Source organism: Botrimarina colliarenosi (genome assembly GCF_007859955.1).
Classification (GTDB): Bacteria; Planctomycetota; Planctomycetia; order Pirellulales; family Lacipirellulaceae; genus Botrimarina; species Botrimarina colliarenosi.
On sequence record NZ_SJPR01000001.1, the window covers coordinates 1,684,787 to 1,710,259 of the forward strand.

Here is a 25,473-nt window from a genome sequence, read left to right on the forward strand (position 1 = left end):
GCCCGGCGCGCGGAGCGGCGTCCCTTTCTGTGAGAACGCCTGCGTCTTATCGCAGGTAGGGATTCCCGCGGGCGCCATCGCCGGTCGTGTCGTTGGCGGCCGCTTTGATGGCGTCGCGATTCTGCCAGAGGTAGAGGACCCGCTTGCGCGTCGTGGGGTGCGTCGTCTCTTCGGCGAGCTCCTCGGGCGTGCGGCTGAGGACCGCGGCGGGATTCGCCGCGAGCGCCGCGACGACCCGGTCGATCTGCTCTTCGGTCAGCTGCTTGGCGCCGGTCTCGCGGAGTGGCTTGGTCCAGTCGATCGCTTGGACTTCGTCGAGGCGTTTCCAGAGGACCCGCAGCTCGTCGAGGGCGTCTTCGTCGACTTCCGAGTCGTTGAGGTAATCGAGCATCCCCCGCAACGACAGCCCCTGCTTGCGGCGTTCGACCTCTTGCAGGCTGGCGGCGAGGAAGCGGTCGGCCTCGGCCGGGTCGAGTTTGCCGAACGGCGCCGCCTTCTCGTACTCGGCCATCAACTCCAGCGGGTCGATATCGCCCCGTTGGCGGCCGACCTCGAGGCAGAATCGCGTGACGCGGTTGGCCGCCTCCGACTCGGAGGCGATTTTCAGCAGCGCGTTGACGCCATTAACCACACCAGCGGCGCGGGCGCCGTAGTCGTCGCAGAGGTGCTCGATCGTGCGGATCGAGGCGAGCGACTGGCTCCGCATCGCGTAGAGCACGGCGACCGCCAACAGGCCAAGGCCGAACACCCCCAACCAACCCCAACCGCTCGCGAGCGGCACGGCCGCCAACCCGGCCGCGGCGACCAGCAGCAGGTTGAGCAGCTCCCAGCGGGACGACTTCAGGTAGTAGCGGTGGCAGTGCCCCAGCTCGTGTCCGATGACGAACGCGAGCTCGCGCGGCTCGAGGACGTGCAGCGTCTGGCGGTGCAAGTAGACCCCATCGACCCGACCAAGCAGGCTATCGAGCCCCAGCGACACGGCGGCCGCGTTCAGCGATTTTTCGCGCACCAGGTAGACCGGGTAGCGGTTGGCGGGGATGCCGAGCCGGGCCTCGACATCGCTCACGAGCGAAAGCAGCGACTGCCGGTCGTGGACGCCGAACTTGGTCTCGGGTCGCAGGTCGCGGATCTGTTTGCGTTTGCGTCCGGCGAGCGGGACGAGGTCCGCCAAGTAGCGGCCGAGCATGACGGCGAGGAAGATTCCGGCCGGCAGCGGTTCCGCCGACAAGCCGCGCCAGTCGATCAGAACGAGCGCGGCGATGAGCGCGCTGCAACGCAGGGCGAACGCCATCGAGGCGCCGGCGTTGTCGCGGGCGTGGCGAGCGAGCAGCTCGTCACGCGTCGGGCTTAGGTCGCGGCCTGGAAGATCCACGCCAGGAGGCCTCCCATCGAGGGGCGGCTGCGTGTCTGGTAGTAGACCGTACCGGGCCCTGTGTAGCGGTTCACCAATCCCTCGCCGGAGAAGACGGAGTCTCTCAACGAGTCGGTCGCCTTGACCAGTTGGTACTCGACGGTGTCGCTAAACGCGACGACGTACTTGTTATCGACGACAAAGCGTTCCCCCTCGGCTAGTTCGCGGCGGACGATGGCGCCGTGGCTCGAGCAGAAAACGGTCCCCTCGCCGGTGGCGTGCATCAGGAACCACCCCTTGGCGGCGAGGAAGCCACGCACGCCGCCGTACTTCACGGCGAGAAGCACCTCGGGAGAACTCGCGAGGTAGGCGCCGCGCGTGAGGTAGTAGCCACGCCCCTCGCCGAGTGGCAGCGAGAAGACCTCGCCGATCGTCTCGGGGGCGAGCACCACCTGCTGCTCCGCCGCTTTGGCCATAAAGATCGCGGCGAACAGCGACTCGCCGGTGAGCAGGTTCTTCAGGCCGCCGATCCAGCCGCGGGTCGCCTGCTGGGCGCCGAGCTTTGCGCGGATCTCGACGCGCGGCGTCATCGACACCATTGCGTGCGGCTGCGCGTAGACCGTCTCGCCCTCGTCGAGAGAGACCGTCAGGACAGAGAACGTCGGGGCGTGCTCGACCTCAAACTGCATGCTGTCGCGCCGGATCGGCCACGCCTCTTACTACGACGGCTGCGTCAGTCTTCGACGCCCGGGCTGTACTTCTGCTTCATCACATAGCCGACCGCGCCGATGGCCATGAGGATCCCGAGGAAGATGAACAGCGCCACCATCCGCGACACGCCGAGGACGTCCGCAATGCCGGTCACGATGATGTCGTAGATAACGATCCGGATGAACCAGCCGATGATCTGGCCAAAACCACCGCCCCGGCGGGCGAGGAGGGGCGTCATCCCGACTAACGAATTCAAACCAGGCATGGCGTCGCGGCTCGGTACGGGGAGGATCGGTACTGGGAGCAAAACGAGGGATTGGCCGTTCGGCTTCGGCCGGCAGGCGCTCGACGTGGCGGTTATTGTGCCCGCAGAGCATTGCGGCGTGCAACCATAATTACGGCGCTTGCCCGATCGAATGCCGGTATAGAATCCTCGGTGTTCCGCGTTCCGCCGCTATTCTGGGAGAAAACCTCTATGTCACGCCGTGCTCGATCCGCCGCATTGGTCGCTGTTTTGTTGCTCTCGGGCTCGCTGGCGGGGGCGGACGACTGGCCCCAGTGGCGTGGCCCGCAGCGGGACGGCGTCTGGCGCGAGGAAGGGCTCGCCGCGACGTTGCCCGACGAGGGGCTCGACTATGCGTGGCGTACGCCGGTGAACCTGGGCTACGCCGGCCCCGCCGTCGCGGAAGGCAAGGTCTATCTCTTCGAGTACGAGCGGACCGACGGCGAGATCACCGATCAGCCCGGAGCCCGTGACAAGCTGAAGGGGATCGAACGCGTGCGCTGCCTCGATGCTACGAGCGGCGACGAGGTCTGGCGCCACGAGTACGAGCGGGACTACGACATCTCGTACCCCGGCGGTCCCCGCTGCACGCCGACGGTCGATGGCGATCACGTCTACACGCTCGGCCCCGAGGGGGACCTGCGCTGCCTGCGGACCTCCGATGGAACGGTTGTCTGGTCGAAGTTCTTCCCCGACGACTACCAAGCCCCGACGCCGCTGTGGGGGCACTCCGCCCACCCGCTGGTCGACGGCGACACGCTCTATTGCTTGGTGGGGGGCGACGGAAGTGTCGTCGTCGCCTTCAACAAACTGACCGGGGAAGATAAGTGGCGGGCGTTATCGACCCCTTCGATGAAGAACGAGGTGGGATACTGCCCGCCGATGATGATCGAGCACAACGGGGCGAAGCAGCTGGTGGTGTTCGACCCCGAGGCGACCTGCGGCCTCGACCCGGCCACCGGCGAGACGCTCTGGAGCGTGCCGATCCTCTCCTCGTACGGAATGTCGATCGCTCAGCCGCTGCCGATGGGCGATCGGCTCTTCGTGACCGGTTACGGCGGGCCCTCGGTCTTCTTCCAACTCCCCGCGAAGGGCGCCGAGCCCAAAATCCTCTGGTCGGGTGAGGCGAAGACCTCCGCGTCGGCGGCGAACGCCTCGCCGATCGCCGACGCCGATGGCCGCGTGATCTACGCCGTCGACGCCAACAGCAGTTCGCTCGTCGCGATCGACCCGGCCAACGGCGAACGCCACTGGGAGTCGCAGCTGCCGACGCGTGGCAAGGCGGAGCGCCGCAGCCGCGCGCGTCACGGCACCGTCTTCGTCATCCGCCAGGGAGAATCCGACCGCTACTGGCTCACCAGCGAGACCGGCGATCTGATCCTCGCCCGCCTGACGCCCGAGGCGTACGAGGAGATCGCCCGTCAGCCGCTGCTCGAGCCGACCGGCAACGCCTTCGGCCGCCCCGTGCTGTGGAGCCACCCGGCGTTCGCCGAGCGCTCGGTCTTCGCGCGGAACGACAAGGAGATCGTCCGGGTGAACCTAGCGGCCGAGTGACGGCGTCGCGGGCTCACTCCTCCGCACGGGCCCGCTCCAACGCCAAGCCGTTCTTGAAGGTGACCACCTGCTGCGGCCATGGGATCTCGATATCGGCCTCGCCCAGCGCGCGTTTGACAGCGGTGAGCACCTCGTCGCGCGACGAGCGTTCGTCGACCGGACGCGCGCCGCTCCACCAACTGACGGCGAAATCGACGCTCGACGACCCCAAGCAATGGAGGAAGACCTCCACCGGCCGGTCGTCGACGACCGATTTACACGACGCCACCGCGTTGCGGATCACTTCGCGCGCCTGGTCGGCGTCGGCCTCGTAGGCGACGCCGGTCATCTCGGTGTTGCGTCGGACGGGCTGCGAGGTGCGAACCACCACGGCCTCCTTAAAGACGCGCGCGTTCGGGAGCACGACGAGCTCGCCATTGACGTGCCTGAGAAACGTCATCCGCACCGTGACCTCTTCGACGGTCCCCTCGACATCGCCGCAGACGATGTAGTCGCCGGGATCAAACGGGAATCGCCACAAGATCAAGACACCGGCCAAGAAGTTCTCGACGATGTCTTTGAAGGCGAAGCCGAGGGCGACCGATCCGATACCGAGGCCGGTGATGACCTTCGTCGGCGTCATGCCGGGAAAGATAATCACCGCCGCGACAGTGATCCCGATGACCCAGACCAAGACCCCCGTCAATTGCAGGATCAGGTCGCGGAGGTTGCGACGCACCCGCGCCGTCACCAAGACGCGGCGGACAACATACTGCACGAGGCGGACGACTCCGGCGGTTACGGCGAGCGCCAGCAGCCCCGCCACCAAGAACGGCAGTCGGTGCAAGAAGCTCTCCCACAGGTCCCCGAGGCTCGACGTGACCGCGGCGGTCATTTCTTCGGGGGTATCGGGGGCGTTCTCGAACAGGGCGTCGGCGGTCGCAGCGTCGGATGGTTCGGCCATGCGGGTCTTTGGCTCGGGGTGGGAAGGCAGCGGGTGACAGGTTGGTCGGAACGGGACCGGCCAGGGTTCCTCGCGACCAGCCAGAGGGAACGGCGGGCGGGGATCGCGTCCCTCCGGAGAGGGTTGCAACTGCCGCGCCTCGCGGCGTCCGGCCTTTGAGCGGGGGGCGACCGCAGGGTAGGCTGACGTGATTCGCCGCCGGGCGCCGGGGGCTGGTAAGGTGATTCTCTCCGCTAGCGACGCCGCCACGCCTGTGATTGACGCCCTGAAGGACGACACTCCGAAGACTAGCGTCGCCGGCTCCCGGACCAACGGTGAGTTATCCGGCGGCGCGATCCGCATCCGCGGCGCGCGGGTCCACAACCTGCGGAACATCGACGTCGATCTGCCTCGCAATCAGCTGGTGGTGATCACCGGCGTCAGCGGCAGCGGCAAGAGCTCGCTGGCGTTCGATACGCTGCTCGCCGAGGGGCAGCGGCAGTACGTCGATTCGCTGAGCGTTTACGCCCGCCAGTTTTTTCAGCAACGGGCGCGGCCCGACGTCGATCGGATCGAGGGGCTTCAGCCGGCCGTCGCGATCGACCAGAGCCAGGGGTCCCACAGCCCGCGGAGCACCGTCGGCACGATCACCGAGGTGCACGACTACTTGCGGCTGCTCTACGCGCGGGCCGGCGAGATGGCGTGCCCCGAGTGTGGCGAGGCGATCACGCAACAGACGCCCGGCGAGATCGAGCAAGCGGTCGCCTCGCTGCCGGTCGACTCACGGGCGATGCTGCTCGCGCCGTTGGTGCGGGGCCGCAAGGGGAAGCACTCCGACGTCGTCGAAACGGCGCGCAAGGCGGGCTTCGTCCGGCTGCGGATCGACGGGCTCACCTACCCGATCGAGGACCTCCCGGAGCTGACCGCCCAGAAGCTGCACGACATCGAGGCGGTTGTCGATCGCGTCGTCCTGCGTGAGGGGATCGAGACACGCCTCGCCGAGTCGGTGCGGCTGGCGATCAAGCACGGCGACGGCGTCGTCCGCGTCGTATTCCAGACGCCCGAGGCGAAAGCCGCCGCGACTTCGAACGGCGACGGCGCCAACGGCGCGGCGGCCTACAATGCCGAGTCGGGTTGGGAAGAGCGGCTCTTCAACACCCGCTACGCGTGCCCGACCTGCAAGGTCGGTGTCGCCGAGGTCGAGCCGCGGACGTTCAGCTTCAACAGCCCTTACGGCGCGTGTCCCGAGTGCGATGGCATGGGGGTCGTCGAGGCGTTCGACCCCGACCTGGTGCTGCCGGACCTGTCGCGGTCGCTCGTCGGCGGCGCCGTGGCGCCCTGGCGGACCGCTTCGGACGCGGGGAAGAAGAAGCGACTCGCCGTGGTCGCGCCGCTGCTTGCTGCACTGAAGGTGACCGACGACACGCCGCTCGCCGACTGGCCGCGGGGCGGCGTTCAGAAATTGCTCACCGGTGACGGCAAGGAGTTCCCCGGGCTGCTGCTGTTATTGGAGCAAGAACGTCTCGCCACGACGCGCGAAGCGTCGCGCGACCGGCTCGACGCCTTCCGAGACGCGATCGTCTGCCCCGACTGCGAAGGGACCCGGCTGCGGCCCGAGGGGCGGGCGTGCCGCATCGCCGGCAAGCGGATATTCGATGTCGGGGCGATGCCGATCGCCGATTCGGCGCCGTGGTTCGCGGGGCTCCTCGCCGCCGGGGAGTTCGACGACGACCGCTTGCCGATCGCCGAGCCGCTGGTCCGCGAGATCCACCGCCGGCTTGAGTTTCTCGAGAAGGCGGGCGTCGGCTACCTGACGCTCGACCGCTCCGCCCACACGCTCTCTGGCGGCGAACTGCAGCGCGTCCGGCTGGCGACTGGCGTCGGCAGCGGCTTGGTCGGCGTTATGTACCTGCTCGACGAGCCGTCGATCGGCCTCCACCCGCGCGACAACGACCGCCTGCTCGAGGCGATCCGCGACCTCCGCCGCCAGGGCAACACGGTCATCGTCGTCGAGCACGACGAGGCGGTGATCCGCGCCGCCGACTGGGTCATCGACATCGGACCGGGCGCCGGCGCGCGGGGCGGTTATCTCGTCGCCGAAGGGACCCCGGACCAGATCGCGGCGTGCCCCGAGTCGGTGACCGGCCGCTACCTGTCGGGCGCCGAGCGTATCGCAACGCCGACCCAGCGACGCATCACGACGAAGTCGAACGGCAAGGCGGTCGCCGCCTGCCCGGCGCCGATGCTCGCGCTACGCGGCGCGACGCTTCACAACCTGCGTGGCGACGACTTCGAGCTGCCGCTCGGCAAGCTCGTCTGCGTGGCGGGCGTTAGCGGCAGTGGCAAGACGTCCCTCGTGGTCGGCACCCTGGCGCGGGCCTTGGCTCGGCAACTCAACGGGGCGGGCGCCAAGCCGGGCCCGCACACGGCGCTCGAAGGCCTGGAGCACCTCGACCGCTTCGTCGCGATCGACCAATCGCCGATCGGCCGGTCGCCCCGCTCCAACGCGGCGACCTACACCGGCGCGTTCGATGAGGTCCGCAAGCTGCTCGCCAAGACCAAGCTCTCCCGCCAGCGTGGCTACAAGCCGAGCCGCTTCAGCTTCAACGTGAAGGGGGGCCGCTGCGAGGAGTGCCAAGGGCAGGGGCAGCGGAAGATCGAGATGAACTTCCTGCCCGACCTCTACGTGACCTGCGACGCCTGTCGCGGCGCCCGCTTCAATCGCGCGACGCTCGCGGTGCGCTACAAGGGGCTCACCGTCGCCGACATGCTGAGCCGACCGATCGAGGAAGTGCTGCCGCTGTTCGTCGACGCCCCGTCGATCGACGCGCCGCTCGAGGCGCTCGCCGCGGTCGGCTTGGGGTACCTGTCACTCGGCCAGCCGGCGAACACGCTCTCGGGGGGCGAAGCGCAGCGGGTGAAGCTCGCCGCCGAGCTCGGCGGCGCCGGCAAGGGGGGCGTCCCCGCGCGGACGCTCTACCTGCTCGACGAGCCGACGACCGGCCTCCATGCCGACGACGTGCGGCGCCTGCTGGGGGTGCTCGGCCGGTTGGTCGACGCCGGCGCCACGGTGCTCGTCATCGAGCACCACCTCGACGTGATGCGCCAGGCCGACTGGATCGTCGACCTCGGCCCCGACGGCGGCGCGGGGGGTGGGCGCATCGTCGCTGCCGGGACGCCCGAGCACGTCGCCGCCAAGGGCCCCGGCCCCACCTCCGAGTGGCTCCGTCGGGCGTTAGAAGCCTGAGTCTTAGGAAAGGGACTGCCCGCGAATATCGCGAATAGGCGGGAATCTTGAAGTTGGCATTCGCGCCGATTCGCGTCATTCGCGGGCAATCTTTTATGAACGAATCGTGAAGAAACCAGGAGGCAGACGGACCGCCGATTCAGCGTATAATCCAGCCACTATCCCATCCTCGCTGACCACTCTGTCGCCGCCATGCCCGCCTCTCGCCGTGATTTTCTCCGTACTTCCGCCGCGTACGCCGCCGGGTTCGCCGGGCTGCGGTCGTTGGTTCACCCGTCGCTGGCCCGCGGCGACGCGTTGCTTGGCGCCATCGGCTACGGCGAACTGACGCCCGACCCGTCGGGGCTTCTCGATCTGCCGGCTGGCTTTTCGTACCGCGTTGTGAGCCGCACCGGCGACGCGATGGACGATGGCCTACTGGTCTCTGCTTCTCCGGATGGCATGGCGACCTTCGCCGGGCCCGACGGGCTGACGATCGTCGTCCGCAACCACGAGACGAAGCCGGGCGACGCCGGGCCGTTCGGCGAGAACTATGAGCGGCTCGACAAGATCGCGCTCGATCGCCTCTTCGACGACGGCGCCGGCCGCACGCCGGGCGTCGCCGGCACAACGACCTTCGTCTACGACACCAAGCGGCAACGCGTCGTCAAACAGTTCCAGAGCCTCGCCGGAACCGAACGGAACTGCGCCGGCGGGCCGACGCCGTGGGGCAGTTGGGTCACCTGCGAAGAGACGACCGACACCCCGGGCAATCTGCTCGACGCCTCGGACGACTTCACGCTGGTGAAGGAGCACGGCTACTGCTTCGAAGTCCCCGCCACCGCCGAGCCGCGGCTCGCCGATCCGACGCCGCTCGTGGCGATGGGACGCATGCGGCACGAGGCGATCGCCGTCGATCCGCGTTCCGGGGCGGTCTACGAGACCGAGGACCTCGACGAGAGTGGCATCTACCGTTACCTCCCCGACCAGCCCGGCAAGCTCGTCGCCGGCGGCCAGCTCCAGGCGCTCGCCATCCGCGGCCAGCACGCCCTCGACACCCGCAATTGGGAGTCGCACGCCGTCTCGGTCGGCGACCGTTTCGAAGTTGATTGGGTCGACCTCGACCACCCCGAGTCGCCCGACAACGACCTGCGTGTGCGGGCGTTCGCCGCCGGCGCGGCGCGGTTCGCGCGGGGCGAGGGGATGTGGTACGTCGGCGAAGATCAGACTGCCAATTCAGAGGGCGCGATCTACTTCGCCTGCACGTCGGGCGGCATCAAGCGGATCGGCCAGATCTGGAAGTACACGCCGAGCCGCTCCGAAGGCCAACCGGGCGAACGCAGCGAGCCGGGCGTGCTCGAGCTGTTCCTCGAGCCGAACGACTCGCGGCTGATCGAAAACGCCGACAACCTCACCGTCGCCCCGTGGGGCGACCTCGTGGTGTGTGAGGACCGCCAGGGCGACGTCGTGCGACTGGTCGGCGTTACGCCAACGGGGCAGTGCTACACGCTGGCCCACAACCACGTGCAAGGCGAGTTCGCCGGCGCCACGTTCAGCCCCGACGGCTCAACGCTGTTCGTGAACCTGCAGACCGCGGGGATGACGGTCGCGATCACCGGGCCGTGGCGCGGTTAGGCGGACCGCGCATGCACGAACGGTCCGTGATGGCGGAGTCGCCGTTCGGTTTGTCTGGACGTCGCCCTGAGATTAGGCTGAGGGCCTTCTCAGTTGGGCCGATCGATTACCTAGCTTACGCAGGACCTCCATGGCTTATCGACCAACAGTCCTTGCCTTGGCCGCAAGCCTCGGGCTGTTGGGAGGGACAACGGTTAAAGCGCAGTTCGCAACGGTCTACAACGTCCCACCCGACTCCTTGCCCACGCGGATCGACGCCTTCGGCCGGCTCACCAACCGCGTGCTGACGTCGGACACCCAGGTGAACATCGCCGACGGCGCGTCGTTCTATGACGCCTCGTCCGGAACGATACGGGGGATCCCTGTCTACATCGGCGACTCGTCGATCTCGCTCACCAACACCGAGGTCAACGTCGCCGGCGGCGAGGTCGATGACCTTTGGGTGTATGACGGCGTCGCGGTCTCGGTGAGCGGCGGGGCGGTCGACACGCTGATCGTCGAAGACGGAGCAATCGCGTCGGTCACCGGGGGTGACCTCGGTTCGCTGACCGTCCGATCCGGTGGCCACGCGGTCGCCTCGGATGGCGTCATCCGTCGATACGAGATCGACGGGGGGACGGGCGTCCTCGCCGCAGGGGCCGACGTTGAATTCCTCGACGTCAACGAGGGGAGCCTCGTCGTGAACGGCGGGGTCGTACGGAGCCTCACCGACGTTCTGGCGTCGGGAAGCCTGACCGTCAACAGCGGCCGGTTCGAAGACTCGGTTGCGGCTCAGGCGGGAGCGACACTCGACATCCGCGGGGGCGAATTCCTCGACGGGATCGGCATGCCCTCGGGGGTGCAGGCGATTCTTTCCGGCGGGTACTTCGATAAGACCTTCGGCGGGGGGCTCTCGGCGTACGGCGCGACGACGCTGGTCGGCGCCGAGTTCGTTGTCGATGGCCAGCCGATGAGCATCAACCAGGCGACACCGATCACCGTTACCCGGGACATCGCCGGGGTGTTCCCCAACGGAACCCCCTTCGCGTTTTCCCGGAGCGATGGCGACGGCTTCCGGACCTCGGGCGTCAGCTTCACGCTGAGTCCCGCGGCGCCGCCGGCGCCGATAGCGGGCGTTTATTTCGCGTCGCTGTCCCCTACGTTCCGATCCGTGCGTGCCGGTCAGACATTGATCATCGATGCCGGCGGTATCGTGCCCGGGCCTCTGGGCATCGTCGGCGGCGGCGCCGTGGTCCAGCCGGGCGGAGTCGTCAACGACGACGTCGAGGTGAGCCTTGGCGAGCTGATTGTCGAGGGAGGCCTGCTCAACGGAACCCTCAAGGCCTTCGGTGGCGGCGTAGTGATTTACCGGGGCGGGGAGCACGAGAAACCCATCTTCGACGCGAATGCTCGCGCTCTGGCGGGGGGCGCGGTGCGGGTTGAGGGGGGCGTGATCGATCGCATTCAAGCCGTCGAGGGAGACCTCGCGATCACAGGCGGCCAAGTCGATTTTGCCTCGGCGGAAGCGGGGTCGGTCGATCTTGCCGGCGGAGCCTTGCGACGACTCGACCTCCGCCGGAGACAAACCGCTACCTCGGGGATTCAGGGGTCCAAACTGGTCGCTGCGGGGGGAACGATCGACTCCCTGACGATTGAGCACGGGTCCTCCGCCTGGATCGGCAGTGGAGTCGTCGGTGAAGCAAAACTGATTAACGGCTCCGGCGGACCGCTCGTCACGACGTTGACGGTTGCGGGGGGACGCATCGAAGGCGATGTCTCGATGCGACAGGGATCGCTACGAATTTTGGGTGGCGAGTGGATCGGGGGGATCGTCGCGCCGTCCGATCCGGTGTTCCTCTCGCCCGCAACAATCGACCTCTTCGGCGTCAAGTTTTCGATCGACGGCCAGCCCGTCGCCCTCAACCCGGGCGAGTCCCTGGCGGTCCCGTTTGGGGAGGGCCTGTTGACCGCGACGCTGACGGACGGCGAGGTCTTTACGCTAGACCTTGCGGCCGAGCTCCCCAACACCGACGCGGTGTCGATCCATCTTGTTCCGCAATGGCAGGGGGACTTCAACAACGACGGCGTGGTCGATTCGGCGGACTACACCGTCTGGCGCGACGCGGCGTCGTCGGGCGACTCGGTCGCCGACGCCGACTACGACGGCGTCGTTGATCACCGCGACTATACGCTGTGGCGGCTTCGCTTTGGGACTACATACGGCGATCCAGCCATGACTGTTCCGGAGCCCGCAGCCGCCGGTGCGACGCTGCTCGGCTTCTCCCTGCTGGCACGGCGCGCCAGGCGGAATCGATTCTGAGGGGCGTGAAGCGAAGCGCCTTGGCCCTACGACGATCGCACGCTGGCTGAGGGTGTCATCAGCCGGAACGGGACGGTAATCTCGCCTCGGAAGGCCTTTGCGATCCGCGGCTGCATCCGGCCCGCGCGATCCTGCGAAAGCCCCATTCCTCCGAGAATTCCCCGCCTCTTCGAGCCCTGCGAAGCCTGTTGTCCGAAGCGGTCCTCCCCAGCGTCGCCGCCGGCGATTCCGATGCGGTCGAGCGGTGTCTCGACCGTTACGGGGGGCTCGTTTGGTCACTCGCCCGGCGGTACTTCGCTCGGCCGGCGGACGCCGAGGACGCCGTCCAGGAGGCGTTTCTGTCGGTGTGGGAGAACGCCCGGCGGTTCGATCCCAGCGTCGCTAGCGAGACGACCTACGTCGCCATGATCGCCCGGCGGCGGATCATCGACCTCGTGCGGCGTGGCAAAGCGGCCCGGCGGACGATGACCCAGAACGACGTCAGCCGCCTCGACGCGCCGCCCCCGATTGAGGAGCTGGCGGACCCCGGCGCCACGACCTTCGAGGCGGACGGCGTCGCCCTCCTTGGGTTTGAGGTTGCCGAAGAGGCCCAACGGGTCCGCGTCCAGCTGGCCCGGCTCAGCGAAGACCAACAGAGGGTGCTGCGGCTCGCGCTGTGTGAAGGGCAGAGCCAGACCCAGATCGCCGACCTCACCGGCTGGCCGCTTGGCACCGTGAAGTCGCACGCCCGCCGCGGCCTGAGTCGCCTGCGTGAATTGCTCGCCGAAGAGACCCGTCCCGTCACCACCAAACAGGAGGCCGACCGATGAACGCGACGCCTGCTAGTGGCGGACCGTCGCCCCACGACGCCCAGCGGCTCGACGAGTTGCTCGCCGACCGCGCGCTGTGGGGACTCGACGCGGCGGAGACAGCCGAGCTGGAACGTCTGCTCGCCGGCTCGGCCGACGCGGACGAGGGCTACGACCTGGTCGCCACGACGCTCGCCGCCGCCGGCGCGAGCGAGTCGTTGCCCCCACTGCTCCGCGAGCGGCTGCTCGACGACGCGGCGGAGTTCGACTTCGCCGCGGCGCGCGGCGGTTCGGCCGTTACGCCGGTGACGCCACGGCGCGCCGAGTGGCCTGTCTACACGATGCTCGCCATCGCGGCGGGCCTGCTGCTCTCGTTCTGGATGGGCCGGCCCGCGCCGTCGCCGCTCGATAATCGCCAGGCGCTGGTCGCCTCCGCCGATGACTTGGTCGAAGTCGCTTGGGCGCCGCAAGACGACCCCTCGCTTGAAGAGCTTCCGGAGGAAGCCGCCTACGGCGACGTCGTCTGGAGCGACGCGGCCCAGCAAGGCTACATGCGGTTCCGGGGACTCAAGGCCAACGACCCGGCGGTCGAGCAGTACCAGCTATGGGTCTTCGACGCCGAACGCGACGAGCGCTACCCGGTCGACGGCGGCGTGTTCAACATCCCGGCGGGCGAGGGGGAGCACGTCGTGCCGATCCGCACGACGCTGCCGGTGACCAAGGCGACACTGTTCGCGATCACCGTCGAGAAGCCGGGCGGCGTGGTCGTGTCGGACCGCTCGCGGCTGCCGCTGCTGGCGTCGCGTTAGGCGGCTTGAGCGGGCAACCAATTGCATTGTGGGAGGGGTCTCCGACCCCGATGACGCACGCCACTCCGTGGCCCTCCGCGTCGACCGCTATCGGGGTCGGAGACCCCTCCCGCAACCTTACGACCTGCCGGTTCCGGTGATTATGATGGGCGTCTTCCCGCCCTCTTCCCGTCCTCCTCACCCCCCGGACCGCACCGATGAAACGCCGCGACTTCTTGACCGCCGCCGGGGCCGCCGCCGCTGCTTCGACCCTCTCGAACGCCATTGCTGCGGATGACGCCGCTGGGGACGAGCCGCAGCCGTTCAAGCTTGGCTACGCGCCACACTTCGGCCTGTTCGAGAATTTCGCCGGCAAGGACCGCGTGGCGCAGCTCGAGTACGCCGCCTCGGTCGGCTTCCGCGACTGGGAAGAGAATCAGATGGCGAGCTTCCCGGTCGAGGAACAGCAGCGCCTGGCCGACGCGATGCAGCGACTCAATATCCGCATGGGCGTGTTCGTTGCCTACGGCATTGGCGCGTTCGGCAAGGTGTCGTTCACCGGCAGCGACAAGAAGCTCCGTGACGAGGCGGTCGAGCAAGTGAAGGCGTCGGTCGAGGTCGCCAAGCGGGTGAACGCCAAGTGGATGACCGTTGTCCCCGGCGCGTTCAACAACGGGCTCGAGCCGGGGTACCAGACCGCCAAGTGCGTCGACCTCCTGCGTCGCTGCGCCGAGGTGCTCGAGCCGCACGACCTCGTGATGGTCCTGGAGCCGCTCAACTGGTGGGCGAACCACCCGGGGCTCTTCCTCAACAAGATCCCGCAGGCGTACGAGATCTGCCGCGCGGTCGACAGCCCGTCGTGCAAGATCCTCTTCGACATCTACCACCAGCAGATCCAGGAGGGGAATCTCATCCCCAACATGGCGATGGCGTGGGACGAGATCGGTTACTTCCAGTCGGGGGACAACCCGGGCCGTAACGAGCCGGGCACCGGCGAGATCAACTACCGCAACGTCTTCAAGTACATCCACTCGAAGGGTTTTGACGGCATCATCGGCATGGAGCACGGCAAGAGCCTCAGCGGCGTCGAAGGGGACGAGGCGCTGCTGGCCGCTTACCGTGCGGCGGACGACTTCTGAACCGAAGCGTCGTTCGAATCCTTAGGGCGCCGCGTAACGGAGGATCGCCGCGAGCCCCGATGGCGGTAGCTCGAAGTCGTCGCGCGGCACGACGCGTGTCTGCCCACCCGTCTGCAGCGTCGCGGCGATGGCGGCGGCGACAAGGTCGTCGCGTTCCGAGTCGGAGGCGCGCTCGCTAACCCGCCGTGTTTCGGGGTCGTAGGCGCCCTCGAGCTGGGCGTCGGCGGCCACCAGCAGCGTCTCGATTCGCCCGTCGTGCGCCGCCTTCATGACCTCCTCGATGTCGGACGTTGCGACCTCGGTGTGGGCGGCGCTCCGCCAACGGCTAAGGACCTTCTCCGAGGTTTTGGTGAGCCGGGCGTCGATGAGAGGCCAAGCCAACTGGTGCAGTTCCTCGGCGGTGGAGTGATCCGGCGCGATCGCGACAGGCTCTTCGACGAGCGCCAAGGAACAACTTTCGGCCGCCTCGCGGAAGAGATGAAAGTGCTCCGGAACGCCGGCGAACACGACCGCCCGCTTGGCGGCGGAATCGGCATGGTCCGAAGCCTCCTCCTCCAAAGCGGCGGCGATCTCGCCCAAGTAGCGTTTGACGGCCTCGGCATCGTCCTTGTCGACGTGTCCATGAGGAACGGCCGCCGCATGGTTGCCAGAGGCCCCTCGATTGAAGGAATGCAATGCGAAGCCTTTCTGGTGGGCCTTCTCGTGGACGGCGTAGAGCGACCCCGGGGCGTCTTCCAGGTTGACCTCGCTCAGGCCGCTCGAGTCGCCCTCAAAGTAGCGGAGGTCTCCTCGGCTGACAGCCACGAGTGCGTAGCGCGCGTCGTGTTGGATGTCCGTCAGAAGGGGCCGAAGATCGAAGCGCCGCCCGACCCGAGCCATCTCGCCCGGTTGGTTGCGGAGGCTGTAGACGTGCATCTCGTCAGTGGTCGCTAAGATCGCCAGACCGGCGCCGACACGGCCCCAGAACTCCTGCCCGTCGACCTCATTGTCGCCCCCAAGCGTGTGCAGCCGTTCACGAAGGGCTCGCACGTCGCTCGTCGAGACGCCCTGCTCGGAAAGACTCTCGCCTGCTTCATCGGCCAAGCCGCGGAGACGGATGGGGTCTTGGCGTCGCTCTCGGCTGCCCGGGTGGGTCGGCATCGAGAGGGACACGCACCCGCGCTCCGTTCGCTGGCTTAGCGACTCGAGTTCGTCACGAGAGACCTTTGCGGCCTCTTTGATCGTTAAGCTAGCGTTCATGGGCTGGATTCTCCGTTGGTCGGTTCGCATAGTGCATTCAAGAACGACTGATGTCGCGCGGTAAAGACGTTGGGGCAACTTCCGCGCCTTGGGCCGCGGACGGCCAAGTTCTTCACGTTGAAGCCCCAGGCTGGTTGATCAGCGTCCAGGCCGACCATCGTCCAACCGAGTCGCCATGCATCCGACCTCAACGGGGCCGCCGGCGTCGCCGCCGTGCCGAGTCCTCACCTGGCGTCTCGACGCCGACTCGCAGCGCGTCGCCCAAGCCCAGCAACTGCTGAGCGAGGAGGAGCGTGCCCGCGCAACGGCGTTCTCCCGAGAAGACGTCCGCCGGCGCTTCGTTCTCGGCCGGGGCGAGCTCCGTCGATCGCTCGGTGAGCTTGCCGGAGCGCCACCGCAGACGCTCGCGTTTTGCTATGGCAAGGCGGGCAAGCCGGCGCTCGTCGGCGATGGAAGTCTGCACTTCAACCTCGCGCACACCGGCGACCTGGCGATCTGCGCCATCGCCGGCGAGCCGGTGGGCGTCGATGTCGAGCGGGTCCGGCCGATGAAGAACGCTCTGGGGCTCGCCGAGCGGTGGTTCCACCCCGAAGAAGTCGCGCGGCTCGCCGCCGCCACCGACCCGCTGGCCGCGTTCTTCGGCGTCTGGACGATGAAAGAGGCGGCGCTCAAGCTCGTCGGCCTGGGCGTAGGCGAGTCGCTCCCCCGGACGCTGACGCCCGCCGATCCACGCGGCGGCTGGGTGACGGGCCTGCCCGCGAACGAGCTCGGCATCGAGGCGTGTTGGGTCACGCCGCTAGAGATCGATTCGGCTCACGCCGCGGCGCTGGCCACAGCGATCGAGACCTCCCCGCCGACCCTCATCCCTCAAGCCCCAAACCTCACGCCATGCTAGCGGCGCTCGACCGGCGCCGCCGCCGTCTGCGGCTCTTCGACGATCCGTGTCCAACCCCACGGCGTCTTCGGCGCGGCGAACAGGCTGTTCCACAGCGAGGTCATCCGGCTGTTGATCGACGCCTCGGCGAGCTTGAACGTGTAGGTCGTCTGACTGTTGTCGGGCGCCGTGACGCGCATTGCCGTCGGCAGCATCCGTTGCGAGTCGAGCATCAATTCGACCGAGCGGTAGTTGGCAGCGTCTTGTTGGCGTTTGGGCATCGCCGCCAGCCAGATCGAACCGGTCGGCGCACGCGGGTCAACGCGCAGCCAGTATCGGGCCTTGAGCTTGTCCGCCTCGGCGCCGAAGAGGAACGGCAGCGGGCCGTCGGCGATGTTCTTGCCTTGCATCTCGGGCGGGATCGGCCGAACCACGAGCTGCTTCTGTTCTTGCTTGTACTCGAAGACGCTCTCGCCGTCGCAGACCCAGTGCTCGCCGACGACGTTCGGGTTGGCGACCCGCTTGCGCTCCTTGGCGTCCCAAGTGAGGAGCTCCTTCACGTGGAAGCTCCCCTTGTCGGGCCTCTGGTAGCTGACGGCGCCGTAGCCCTCGCTCTTGGCGATCGGCTGGCCGCTCTCGTCGTTGCCGGGGCCGAAGACGTTGTCGTAGACCAGCTGGGTGAAGTCACAGCTGAAGGTCTCGATCTGGCCCGATTGGGTCTCCCACTGGCCGAGCACCTGGTCGAGGTAGGCCTGCTCGATGGCGGTCAGCTCGAACCCCTCGGGCGCTTGCGCGCGGGCGGCGGCGACAGCGGTGAGCGACAGAACAACAGCAGCGAGGCGAAGGAGCATCGGGCGTTCCCTGGGAGGACGCTTAGGGGGGCGGTGACGGGGCCGCGGAGCTTAGCAGCGGCGCCGGATCGACTCCATGCCGTTTGCGGCGCCGTCCTACAAAGAGCCGGGAGACGTCAGTCTCCGGAGTTTTCACGGTCTCGTATTCGGACGAATCGGCGGGGTTCCTCCGGGGACTGACGTCTCCCGGCTCGCTGCCCGACGGGCTGGCAATCCTCCCTATCGCCAGCATCCCTCCTATCCCCTGCGGCCGCTAGCAACCCGCCCCTCCTGCCCGGATTCCGCCTAGGTGACCCCGCTCCCGTGTGGTACGCTGTTCCCACAAGTACAAGGTGTGAGACCTTCCGGCGGGCTTTTCCCCCGGTTGTGGTCATTCAAAAATCGAAGAAAGCGGCGACCCGGCCCGGGCGTTACCTCTGTTAGTCCTGACCTTCTTGGTCCTGGCGACACAGCGGCCCCACCTGCCCCCCGGTTTCCTGGCTCTCGACCGCGATTGATTCTCTTGCCCCTTGCGGCCGCCGCCGCCCATTGCCGGTATCCACCGTGCTCGGGCAGCGCTCCCCCGGCGTCGCGTGACGCCTCCCGCCGGCCGTCAAACAGGCAACCGCTTTCCCTTCGACTGCCGAGCACTGCGCTCCGGCTGCGCTGGGGGAGCCTCCCTCCCCAGGCATTTTTTCGATGAAGTTTTCTGACCTCGGCCTCGCCGAACCGTTCTCCCGCGCCGTCGCCGACCTCGGCTACGAGATCGCCACCCCGATCCAGGCCAAGGCGATCCCGATCGTGCTCGAAGGCCGCGACCTGATTGGCTGCGCGCAGACCGGCACCGGCAAGACCGCCGCGTTCACGCTGCCGATGCTCGACCTGCTGATCCGCTCGCTCCCCGAGAGCGAGCAGAACGAGCAGCGCCAGCCGAAGCGGCCGCCCCACCCCAAGGGCTCGCGCCCCAAGCCGCGTCCCATCCGGGCGTTGGTCCTCTCGCCGACGCGCGAGTTGGCCGCCCAGATCGGCGCCAGCCTCGACCGCTATGGCAAGCACACCGCGCTGCGGAACACGATCGTCTTTGGCGGCGTCTCGCAGTTCAACCAGGTGAAGGCGCTCCGCCACGGCGTCGACGCCCTGATCGCCACGCCGGGCCGACTGCTCGACCTAATGAACCAGGGTCACATCGACCTCTCGAAGGTCGAGATTCTCGTCTTCGACGAGGCGGACCAGATGCTCGACATGGGCTTCCTGCCCGACCTAAAGCGGATCGTTAAGAAGGTCCCCGCACGTCGCCAGACGCTGATGTTCTCGGCCACGATGCCGGACGCGATCCGCGAGCTGGCCCAGGAATGGCTCACTCGTCCCGCCTCGGTCGAGGTGGCCGCTGTCTCGACCCCCGCCGACCGGATCGCCCAGTCGACTTACCTGGTTGACCGCAACCGCAAGCTCGACTTGCTGGTCCGCTTCCTCGGCGACACGCCGCGCGGCCGGACGCTGGTGTTCAGCCGCACCAAGCATGGCGCCGACAAGATCGTCAAGCACCTCGAGGTGAAGGGCTTCGAGGCGTCGGCGATCCACGGCAACAAGAGCCAGGGCGCCCGCAACCGCGCGCTCGCCCAGTTCAAGGGCAAGAACCCGCCGGTGTTGGTCGCGACCGACATCGCCGCCCGCGGCCTCGACATCAACAACGTGACGCACATCGTCAACTTCGACCTCCCCGAAGTCGCCGAGACCTACGTCCACCGCATCGGCCGCACGGCCCGCGCTGGCGCCGAGGGGTCGGCGGTTTCGTTCTGCTGTGGCGACGAGCGCGGCCTGCTGCGGCAGATCGAGCGGCTGATGAAGATGTCGATCCCCGTCGAACCGACGATCACCGGCTTCGAGCCGACCGAGCCGGTCAACAATGGCCCGCTGAAGAAGAAGGGCGGTGGTGGTGGCGGTCGTGGCCGTCAGGCCGGCCCGCGTGGCCCGGTCAAGCTGCAGACCAGCGGCAAGCCCCGCCGTCCGCGCAAGGCGAAGCCTTCGGGCGGATCGGGCAGCTCCGGTGGCAACCGTTCAGGCGGCGGCGCCACGGCGACCGCTCGTCCCGCCGGCGCGAAGGCCTCTGGCGCCAAGAAGAAGCGGCATCGCGCCGCGGTCTGAGTCGAACGATCTCATAAAGACGAAGCCCCGACCGGGGCGACTGCCAATCGGTTCGCCGAAACGCCGTCGCCCCGCCGGGGCTTTTTCTATTCCCCCTCCCTGAAAGGGAGGGGCCAGGGGAGGGTCTTCGCGCTCAGCGTACTCGGTCGTCCTGTCCCGAGTCGCTGGACCGATCGATCACAGGGAAACTCTCCTGTCCTGATCGCGTAAACCCTCCCCTCACCCCTCCCTGAAAGGGAGGGGGATTTGGCGCTCGTCGCTTTCGTAGTTTGCCCAGCCGTCACGGTTGGCGCCACGCAGGGGGCCTTCGTGCCCTTTGTGTCTTCGTGGTTCACCTCTTCGTACTCCGACGACTCACGTCGCCGGCTCGCCAAAGGGGTCGCTTGCCGGTTGCTTCGCGGGCCGCTCCCCGCGATAGTGAACCGCTGTACGCATTGCCACCCCAATGCCTGCCACCGCACGGAGCCCGATCGATGCCGCAAGAAGCCCAGCACGCCTTTTCCTTTGGCAGCCAAGTGGACGACGCCGACGACACCGCCCTCGACGACGGCTCCTACGCCTGGACCCCCGGCGAGGCCCCCCCGCTGCTGCGGCTCGAGCTCGACCTCCGCGACCCGGCCGTGATCGACGCTCTCTGGGCGCTGCCCGAAGGCCGCGCCCGCGACGAGTTCGCCGCTGACGCCCTGCGGATCGGCGTCGCCGCGTTGCGGCACGCCTCGAGCCGGATCGACACCGAGCAGGTGAAGTCTGCCGGCGAGCAGCTCTTGTCGCAACTGAAGGACGCGCTGAACGCCCACGCCGACCACGCCCAAAAGCAGACCGCCACGGTCCTTAAAGAGTACTTCGACCCCAAGAGTGGCCGCCTCTCCGAACGGGTCGAGCGCCTCGTCGGCAACGACGGCGAGCTCGCCACGCTGCTCCGTTCGCAGCTGCACGGCGACGGCTCGCCGCTCGCCCGGCTCCTCTCAACGCAACTCGGCCGCGAGAGCCCGCTGATGCGGCAGCTCGACCCCGAGCAATCGAGCGGCCTGCTCTGCCGCCTCCAGAAGACGGTCGACGAACAGCTCCGCGCGCAGCGCGAGCACGTGCTGCGTGAGTTCTCGCTCGACGTCCCCGACAGCGCCTTGCGGCGGCTGGTGGACGAGCTCGCCGGCAAGCATGGCGACCTCCAGAAGGGGCTCGGCGACAAGATCGACAACGTCGTCAAAGAGTTCTCGCTCGACAAAGAGGACTCGGCCCTCAGCCGGTTGGTGCGGAATGTCGATCGCGCGCAGCGCACCATCAGCAGCGAATTCTCACTCGACAACGACGACTCGGGACTGTCGCGGCTGAAACGCGAGCTGCTGACGATCCTCAGCGCGCACGTCGACTCGAACGCCAAGTTCCAGGAAGAGGTGAGCGTCACGCTCGCCAAGCTGGTCCAGAAACGCGAGTCGGCCGCCGTCAGCCCCGAGCACGGCCACGAGTTCGAGGGCGCCGTCCTGGCCTACCTGGCCAATCAGGCGGAGCAACGCGGCGACCTCTGCGAGGCGACCGGGGCGACAACCGGCCTCGTGAAGAACTGCAAGGTGGGCGACGCCGTCCTACGGCTCGGCCCCGAGACGCCGGCGCCCGGCGCCCGCATCGTCTTCGAGGCGAAGGAGGCCCGTGGCTACTCGACGGCCAGCGCAATCGACGAGCTCGAGACGGCCCGCAAGAACCGCGGCGCCGATTTCGGCGTGTTCGTTTGGAGCCGACAGACGGCGCCCGAGGCGGCCAAGCCCCTCGCCCGTTACGGCCAAGACCTGTTGGTCGTCTGGGACGCCGAGGACCCGTCGACCGACCCTTACCTGCTGGCGGCGATCGAGATCGCCCGCGCCTGTGTCGTCGAACAGCACCGCGGCGACGCGGTGGAGGACATCGACGTCGAAGCGATCGACCGCTCCATCAACGCGATCGAGAAGACAGCCCAAGGCCTCGAAAAGATCGGCAAGCCAGCCGAGTCGATCAAGCGCGCGAGCGAGACGATTCTCGATCGCGTGCGGATTGAGCAGAACGAGTTAGAACGCCAAGTCGCGACGCTGCGGCAGAAGCTGGCGGGGTTGCGAGGCGCGGAGGCGTGACCGTCGTGTAGGATGGGTGCCATGCCCACGCGCGTCGGCGTGGGCATGTGCGTCACGGAGAAGTCGCTTGACAGTTCGCATGCCCACGCTAGGGCGTGGGCATGGCACCCGGCCACCATATCATCGCAGTCTAAGAGAATGCAGCACACACTGATTGTAATGGCGGCCCTGGTCGGCTTGTTGGGGTCGTTCGCTCAGGGGGGGAATCTCTACTCTTACTCCGAACCTGTCAGTTTTAGTTATCCGGACTATCGGATGATCACATTGAGCTATGAAACGGTCGGCGATGAAGTGTTCCGCGGTTTTGACGCGACGTTTACTGGGGAAATGTGGCAAAACACCCCGTTCGGACTGAGCACCATATTCGCGGACAACAACATTCTCGTCTATACCTCCGATGCAATCATCAACCGCGACTCACAGTTTCTTTTCAATTCGCGTGAGGTTGTTTCGGCAGGCGTTGCCGAATCCAACACGCTGCTGACGGGTAGAATCTCCGGCTTGGAAGCATTGAATCGGCCGAACCCGTTTCCCTTCGCCGTGATCGTTACAAACAACCCCGCCGATGTAGCTATCAACCTCCAGATCGACAACGGGCAAGGTGGACTGGACTTTGGTGGATCTCTTGATGATGTAACGGATTGCCTCACATGTATTCCATATTCCGTTTTCGGCGATGTCCAAGTGTCGATCACATCGGTCCCTGCTGAAGGGCTCCCCGGGCATCGGACTTACACGGCCATGCTCAGCCTTCAGACCACGTCTCCCAGAGTGCGCATCAGCGCAGAATTCAATGGAGCCATGTACCAATCCGACGGCCAGGAGAAGACAGTTTTTCAATCCGATGTCTCTGATGATCAAAGGTCGCTGGATTCGCATTTTCTGTTCAACCGAGGCTTCGTACGAGAAGTCATGGATTCAAATACTGTTGACGATTCCAGCTCCCTCGTCGCCAGTTTCACCTTTGTGCCTCGCCCTACTTTTCCCATCGGTTATGAGTGGCCACTCGGATACGTGACGGTGCCGATCGCCCAAGTCACTACCGACGATCCAGCCAATGTAATGTACGAATTTTCCCTCGACGTGTGGGGGCAGCCGACGCCCGTGGTATTACGTGGCTGGCTGGTCCCCGAACCTCAATGCGTCACTTTGGCGGCTCTAGGATTGGCGGCATTGACCGGAAGCCGCCGGTTGCGAGTTCGTACGCGCTGAAGTGCAACGCACCTCAGCCAAAATTGTGCGCGCGATCCACCTCAATATTCGGCGTAGACGAGTTGGCGCCCGCCTAAAGAGAGAGAGCCGGGGATAGAGGACTCGCAAGCGAGCCACACGGCATGCAGCCGAATTTTGTCCCACAGCTCTTCGGGAAGTCGACCCCAGCCACGCTCGCTCTTGGCTTGAAGAGGGGGACCTCACGGCATGCCGGCGGGTTACTTTAACCTCGCTGGTCCAGGCGTCCCGTTTAAGGGCCTTAGGCGGCCGCGTAGCGAGCGCCGGCGTGTTCATGCGTCCATCCATCGATTCGCGTTGCGACGCACGAGGCGATGGCTGCGGAGCGCTCAGCGGGGGCCGTCTTTTCCAGCCTTTCCTCCGGCTTATCACTTGCTTTTGGCCACCGACAATCGCCCCGTAGGGTCCGCTGGGCGGACCGTTCGTTGGATTCACCGTCGCGAGTGGGTTTCTCTTTCCAACCGCTCACCACGGTCCGCGCAGCGGACCCTACAATGCCCCTATGAAGACCCAGTACTACACCGCGACGAGCCTCGATGGCTTCATCGCCACCGAGGACGACTCGGTCGACTGGCTCTTCCCGCTCGGCGACCCCGAGGAGACGAGCTACCCGGAGTTCATCGCCGCGGTCGGCGCCCTGGCGATGGGGTCGGCGACCTACGAGTGGCTGCTGCGGAACGTCGATAAGGTCGCCGAGCAGACCGGCTCGGCGTGGCCGTACTCGCAGCCGGTGTGGGTCTTCACGAGCCGTGAGCTGCCGAGGTTCGCGGGCGCCGACCTCCGCTTCGTCCAAGGGGACGTGCGGCCGGTGCACGCTGCAATGGCGAAGGCAGCCGGCGGCAAGAACCTGTGGGTCGTGGGCGGCGGCGAACTGGCGGGCCAGTTCTTCGACGCGGGCCTCTTGGACGAGATCATCGTCCAGGTCGGCTCCGTAACGCTCGGCAAAGGAGAACCGCTCTTCCCGCGACGCCACACCAACCCGCCGCTGCGGCTGGTCTCCGTCCGCCAGATCGGCGCCTCGTTCGCCGAGCTGCGCTACGACGTTGTTCGTGCGTGACGCCTGCGGCTCCGAGCTAGCTCGCTCGGCTCAAGCCCGTACACATACAACCGGGGGCTAACGCCCTGCGGCTGATGGCGCGCCGTGATCAGCCGCGACGCGTTAGCGTCCGGTTCTTATCGTTCCGAGGATGCGGCGTAGCGACATCTTGAGGTTCGCCAGCATCCCGACGTCGCGGCCTCTCGGCCGGACGATCGCGACGCCGCGGCCGATGAACGGCAGATCGACGACGTCAAACCGGCGCGACGCGCGCAACTCGGCGACCACGCGGTGGACGCCGCACACCTTTTCTTGGAGGTGTAGCGATGTGTCGTGCAGCGTCATCACTCCGTGCTCGGCCAGGAGCGGCAGGCCGCGCTCGAAGTCGCTCTTGCAGCCCTCGTAGCTGTGGTCACCATCGATGTGGAGGTAGTCGACCGAGCCGGCGGCGAAGGTGGGCAGAACCTCCTGCGAGCGCCGTAGATGGACGATCACGTCGGGGAATTGCTGGCGGAAGAACGAGTCGTCGTCGAGCCACTGCGGGCTCCCCCACCCGCTCTCGGGGAGGTTGGCGTCGATGAGATGCGTTTCGTATCCCTCCGGGTCGGCTCCTAGAGCGACCGCTTGAGCTAGCAAGTCGCGCTGCGCCTGACGCATCATCCGCGGGACGAAGCCCCCGCCCGACCCTATGCAGACACAGCGGCGGGCGCGGAAGGCGTACGGCAGGGCGTAGTAGAGAATCCCGCCGCCGAGAAATCCCGGCGACGCCCCATGCCCCTCGGACCACGACGCCTCTTTTAAAAAGAGCGTCTCGACGAGGCCCGCATCAAGGAGGGCCGCCTCAAGCCGGGTGGGGGATGTCATCGCCGCCTCTGCGTTGCCGTGACGCCAGCGCGCCGCTCTCTGAGTGGTCCGAGCAGCCTAGCCAACCGAGCGTGTCTTGAGGAGCACACCGGCCGGAGTGCTGCGGCAATCCACGGTCCGGGAAGAAAGCTGCTTCTCGGGGCTCGACGCCCTCGTGATGAACGGACGCCTCAGGAAACCCTCCGAGACGCACCGACATCCGACGACGCACCGACATCCGGGGCGGAGTCCTGCGGGAGAAACCCGAAAAAGAAAGTCGGGCCGACAGGATTCGAACCTGCGACCTTTTGACCCCCAGGCTGGTTTCGGCGGAGTTGCGAACGTGATCGAAATCACGAAAACACTTTGTATCAAAGGGATATTCGTTGATCAAGGCGTCTAGACAGGGTGCACAGATACGCACCTAGTCGCACTGAAAACAGTATTGAAAACAGTGTCTGGACAACCCGCACCACTA

At 67.0% G+C, this 25,473-nt stretch carries 19 protein-coding genes; 12 read left to right on the forward strand and 7 right to left on the reverse strand.

Going from position 1 to position 25,473, the window contains the following annotated elements:
* Positions 1 to 46 precede the first annotated feature (46 nt).
* From Pla108_RS06640 to Pla108_RS06650, 3 genes are read right to left on the reverse strand one after another with little or no spacing between them, the layout of a single operon-like run.
* Positions 47 to 1,372 carry a M48 family metalloprotease gene (locus tag Pla108_RS06640; RefSeq protein ID WP_146444083.1) on the reverse strand — a complete coding sequence of 442 codons (1,326 nt, stop codon included), beginning with the start codon at positions 1,370 to 1,372 and terminating at the stop codon, positions 47 to 49.
* Positions 1,348 to 2,040 (reverse strand): TIGR00266 family protein, encoded by a 693-nt coding sequence (locus Pla108_RS06645; RefSeq protein ID WP_146444084.1) that lies wholly within the window; start codon positions 2,038 to 2,040, stop codon positions 1,348 to 1,350. The genes Pla108_RS06640 and Pla108_RS06645 overlap by 25 nt, the downstream gene beginning before the upstream one ends.
* 44 nt (positions 2,041 to 2,084) lie before the next feature.
* On the reverse strand, positions 2,085 to 2,300 hold the full coding sequence (locus Pla108_RS06650) for a hypothetical protein (RefSeq protein ID WP_231934305.1): 216 nt from the start codon (positions 2,298 to 2,300) through the stop codon (positions 2,085 to 2,087).
* A gap of 237 nt (positions 2,301 to 2,537) precedes the next feature.
* Here Pla108_RS06650 and Pla108_RS06655 point away from each other — a divergent pair, with 237 nt between their 5' ends.
* Positions 2,538 to 3,899, forward strand: coding sequence for a PQQ-binding-like beta-propeller repeat protein (locus Pla108_RS06655; RefSeq protein WP_146444086.1), 1,362 nt, complete (start codon positions 2,538 to 2,540; stop codon positions 3,897 to 3,899).
* A 13-nt stretch (positions 3,900 to 3,912) separates the two neighbouring features.
* Here Pla108_RS06655 and Pla108_RS06660 read toward each other — a convergent pair whose 3' ends face one another.
* A complete protein-coding gene (locus tag Pla108_RS06660; protein ID WP_197526301.1) occupies positions 3,913 to 4,842 on the reverse strand; it encodes a mechanosensitive ion channel family protein in 930 nt (309 codons plus the stop codon).
* Between the two features lie 220 nt (positions 4,843 to 5,062).
* Between Pla108_RS06660 and uvrA the strand changes: the two genes are divergently transcribed.
* The 6 genes from uvrA (at position 5,063) to Pla108_RS06690 (ending at position 14,696) form a co-directional block, all read left to right on the forward strand.
* Positions 5,063 to 8,068, forward strand: coding sequence for an excinuclease ABC subunit UvrA (uvrA, locus tag Pla108_RS06665; protein WP_231934308.1), 3,006 nt, complete (start codon positions 5,063 to 5,065; stop codon positions 8,066 to 8,068).
* A 192-nt stretch (positions 8,069 to 8,260) separates the two neighbouring features.
* Positions 8,261 to 9,682: an alkaline phosphatase PhoX gene (locus Pla108_RS06670; RefSeq protein WP_146444088.1), complete on the forward strand. Its 1,422-nt coding sequence runs from the start codon at positions 8,261 to 8,263 to the stop codon at positions 9,680 to 9,682.
* A gap of 130 nt (positions 9,683 to 9,812) precedes the next feature.
* Positions 9,813 to 11,981 carry a hypothetical protein gene (locus Pla108_RS06675; protein ID WP_197526302.1) on the forward strand — a complete coding sequence of 723 codons (2,169 nt, stop codon included), beginning with the start codon at positions 9,813 to 9,815 and terminating at the stop codon, positions 11,979 to 11,981.
* A 188-nt stretch (positions 11,982 to 12,169) separates the two neighbouring features.
* Positions 12,170 to 12,790: a sigma-70 family RNA polymerase sigma factor gene (locus tag Pla108_RS06680; protein ID WP_146444090.1), complete on the forward strand. Its 621-nt coding sequence runs from the start codon at positions 12,170 to 12,172 to the stop codon at positions 12,788 to 12,790.
* On the forward strand, positions 12,787 to 13,578 hold the full coding sequence (locus Pla108_RS06685) for an anti-sigma factor (protein ID WP_146444091.1): 792 nt from the start codon (positions 12,787 to 12,789) through the stop codon (positions 13,576 to 13,578). The genes Pla108_RS06680 and Pla108_RS06685 overlap by 4 nt, the downstream gene beginning before the upstream one ends.
* Positions 13,579 to 13,775: 197 nt before the next feature.
* Entirely contained in the window at positions 13,776 to 14,696 is a 921-nt protein-coding gene (locus Pla108_RS06690; RefSeq protein ID WP_146444092.1) for a hydroxypyruvate isomerase family protein, read from the forward strand.
* A 21-nt stretch (positions 14,697 to 14,717) separates the two neighbouring features.
* Here the strand turns inward: Pla108_RS06690 and Pla108_RS06695 are convergent, their stop codons facing one another.
* Complete coding sequence (locus Pla108_RS06695; RefSeq protein ID WP_146444093.1) at positions 14,718 to 15,935, reverse strand: baeRF3 domain-containing protein; 1,218 nt, start codon at positions 15,933 to 15,935, stop codon at positions 14,718 to 14,720.
* A gap of 175 nt (positions 15,936 to 16,110) precedes the next feature.
* Between Pla108_RS06695 and Pla108_RS06700 the strand changes: the two genes are divergently transcribed.
* A complete protein-coding gene (locus tag Pla108_RS06700; protein ID WP_146444094.1) occupies positions 16,111 to 16,830 on the forward strand; it encodes a 4'-phosphopantetheinyl transferase family protein in 720 nt (239 codons plus the stop codon).
* Here the strand turns inward: Pla108_RS06700 and Pla108_RS06705 are convergent.
* A complete protein-coding gene (locus Pla108_RS06705) occupies positions 16,827 to 17,660 on the reverse strand; it encodes a hypothetical protein (RefSeq protein ID WP_146444095.1) in 834 nt (277 codons plus the stop codon). The genes Pla108_RS06700 and Pla108_RS06705 overlap by 4 nt on opposite strands.
* A gap of 678 nt (positions 17,661 to 18,338) precedes the next feature.
* Between Pla108_RS06705 and Pla108_RS06710 the strand changes: the two genes are divergently transcribed.
* The 4 genes from Pla108_RS06710 to Pla108_RS06725 all read left to right on the forward strand — a co-directional run bounded on the left by Pla108_RS06710 (position 18,339) and on the right by Pla108_RS06725 (position 24,173).
* Positions 18,339 to 19,784 (forward strand): DEAD/DEAH box helicase, encoded by a 1,446-nt coding sequence (locus Pla108_RS06710; RefSeq protein WP_146444096.1) that lies wholly within the window; start codon positions 18,339 to 18,341, stop codon positions 19,782 to 19,784.
* 473 nt (positions 19,785 to 20,257) lie between these two features.
* The gene (locus Pla108_RS06715) at positions 20,258 to 21,886 is read left to right on the forward strand and encodes a hypothetical protein (protein WP_146444097.1); all 1,629 of its coding nucleotides are present in this window, start codon (positions 20,258 to 20,260) and stop codon (positions 21,884 to 21,886) included.
* Positions 21,887 to 21,907: 21 nt separating this feature from the next.
* Positions 21,908 to 23,098 carry a hypothetical protein gene (locus tag Pla108_RS06720; RefSeq protein WP_197526303.1) on the forward strand — a complete coding sequence of 397 codons (1,191 nt, stop codon included), beginning with the start codon at positions 21,908 to 21,910 and terminating at the stop codon, positions 23,096 to 23,098.
* A gap of 520 nt (positions 23,099 to 23,618) precedes the next feature.
* Complete coding sequence (locus Pla108_RS06725; protein WP_146444099.1) at positions 23,619 to 24,173, forward strand: dihydrofolate reductase family protein; 555 nt, start codon at positions 23,619 to 23,621, stop codon at positions 24,171 to 24,173.
* 102 nt (positions 24,174 to 24,275) lie between these two features.
* On the opposite strand, the gene Pla108_RS06730 is transcribed toward Pla108_RS06725, so the two are convergent.
* Positions 24,276 to 25,016, reverse strand: a complete 741-nt coding sequence (locus tag Pla108_RS06730; RefSeq protein ID WP_146444100.1) for a class I SAM-dependent methyltransferase — start codon at positions 25,014 to 25,016, stop codon at positions 24,276 to 24,278.
* Positions 25,017 to 25,473 lie beyond the last annotated feature (457 nt).

Coding starts and splice junctions, on each gene's coding strand:
- Pla108_RS06645 (WP_146444084.1), bottom strand. CDS start 2,040: ATGCAGTTTGAGGTCGAGCACGCCCCGACGTTCTCTGTCCTGACGGTC.
- Pla108_RS06650 (WP_231934305.1), bottom strand. CDS start 2,300: ATGACGCCCCTCCTCGCCCGCCGGGGCGGTGGTTTTGGCCAGATCATC.
- Pla108_RS06655 (WP_146444086.1), top strand. CDS start 2,538: ATGTCACGCCGTGCTCGATCCGCCGCATTGGTCGCTGTTTTGTTGCTC.
- Pla108_RS06660 (WP_197526301.1), bottom strand. CDS start 4,842: ATGGCCGAACCATCCGACGCTGCGACCGCCGACGCCCTGTTCGAGAAC.
- Pla108_RS06670 (WP_146444088.1), top strand. CDS start 8,261: ATGCCCGCCTCTCGCCGTGATTTTCTCCGTACTTCCGCCGCGTACGCC.
- Pla108_RS06675 (WP_197526302.1), top strand. CDS start 9,813: ATGGCTTATCGACCAACAGTCCTTGCCTTGGCCGCAAGCCTCGGGCTG.
- Pla108_RS06685 (WP_146444091.1), top strand. CDS start 12,787: ATGAACGCGACGCCTGCTAGTGGCGGACCGTCGCCCCACGACGCCCAG.
- Pla108_RS06690 (WP_146444092.1), top strand. CDS start 13,776: ATGAAACGCCGCGACTTCTTGACCGCCGCCGGGGCCGCCGCCGCTGCT.
- Pla108_RS06695 (WP_146444093.1), bottom strand. CDS start 15,935: ATGAACGCTAGCTTAACGATCAAAGAGGCCGCAAAGGTCTCTCGTGAC.
- Pla108_RS06700 (WP_146444094.1), top strand. CDS start 16,111: ATGCATCCGACCTCAACGGGGCCGCCGGCGTCGCCGCCGTGCCGAGTC.
- Pla108_RS06705 (WP_146444095.1), bottom strand. CDS start 17,660: ATGCTCCTTCGCCTCGCTGCTGTTGTTCTGTCGCTCACCGCTGTCGCC.
- Pla108_RS06710 (WP_146444096.1), top strand. CDS start 18,339: ATGAAGTTTTCTGACCTCGGCCTCGCCGAACCGTTCTCCCGCGCCGTC.
- Pla108_RS06715 (WP_146444097.1), top strand. CDS start 20,258: ATGCCGCAAGAAGCCCAGCACGCCTTTTCCTTTGGCAGCCAAGTGGAC.
- Pla108_RS06720 (WP_197526303.1), top strand. CDS start 21,908: ATGCCCACGCGCGTCGGCGTGGGCATGTGCGTCACGGAGAAGTCGCTT.
- Pla108_RS06725 (WP_146444099.1), top strand. CDS start 23,619: ATGAAGACCCAGTACTACACCGCGACGAGCCTCGATGGCTTCATCGCC.
- Pla108_RS06730 (WP_146444100.1), bottom strand. CDS start 25,016: ATGACATCCCCCACCCGGCTTGAGGCGGCCCTCCTTGATGCGGGCCTC.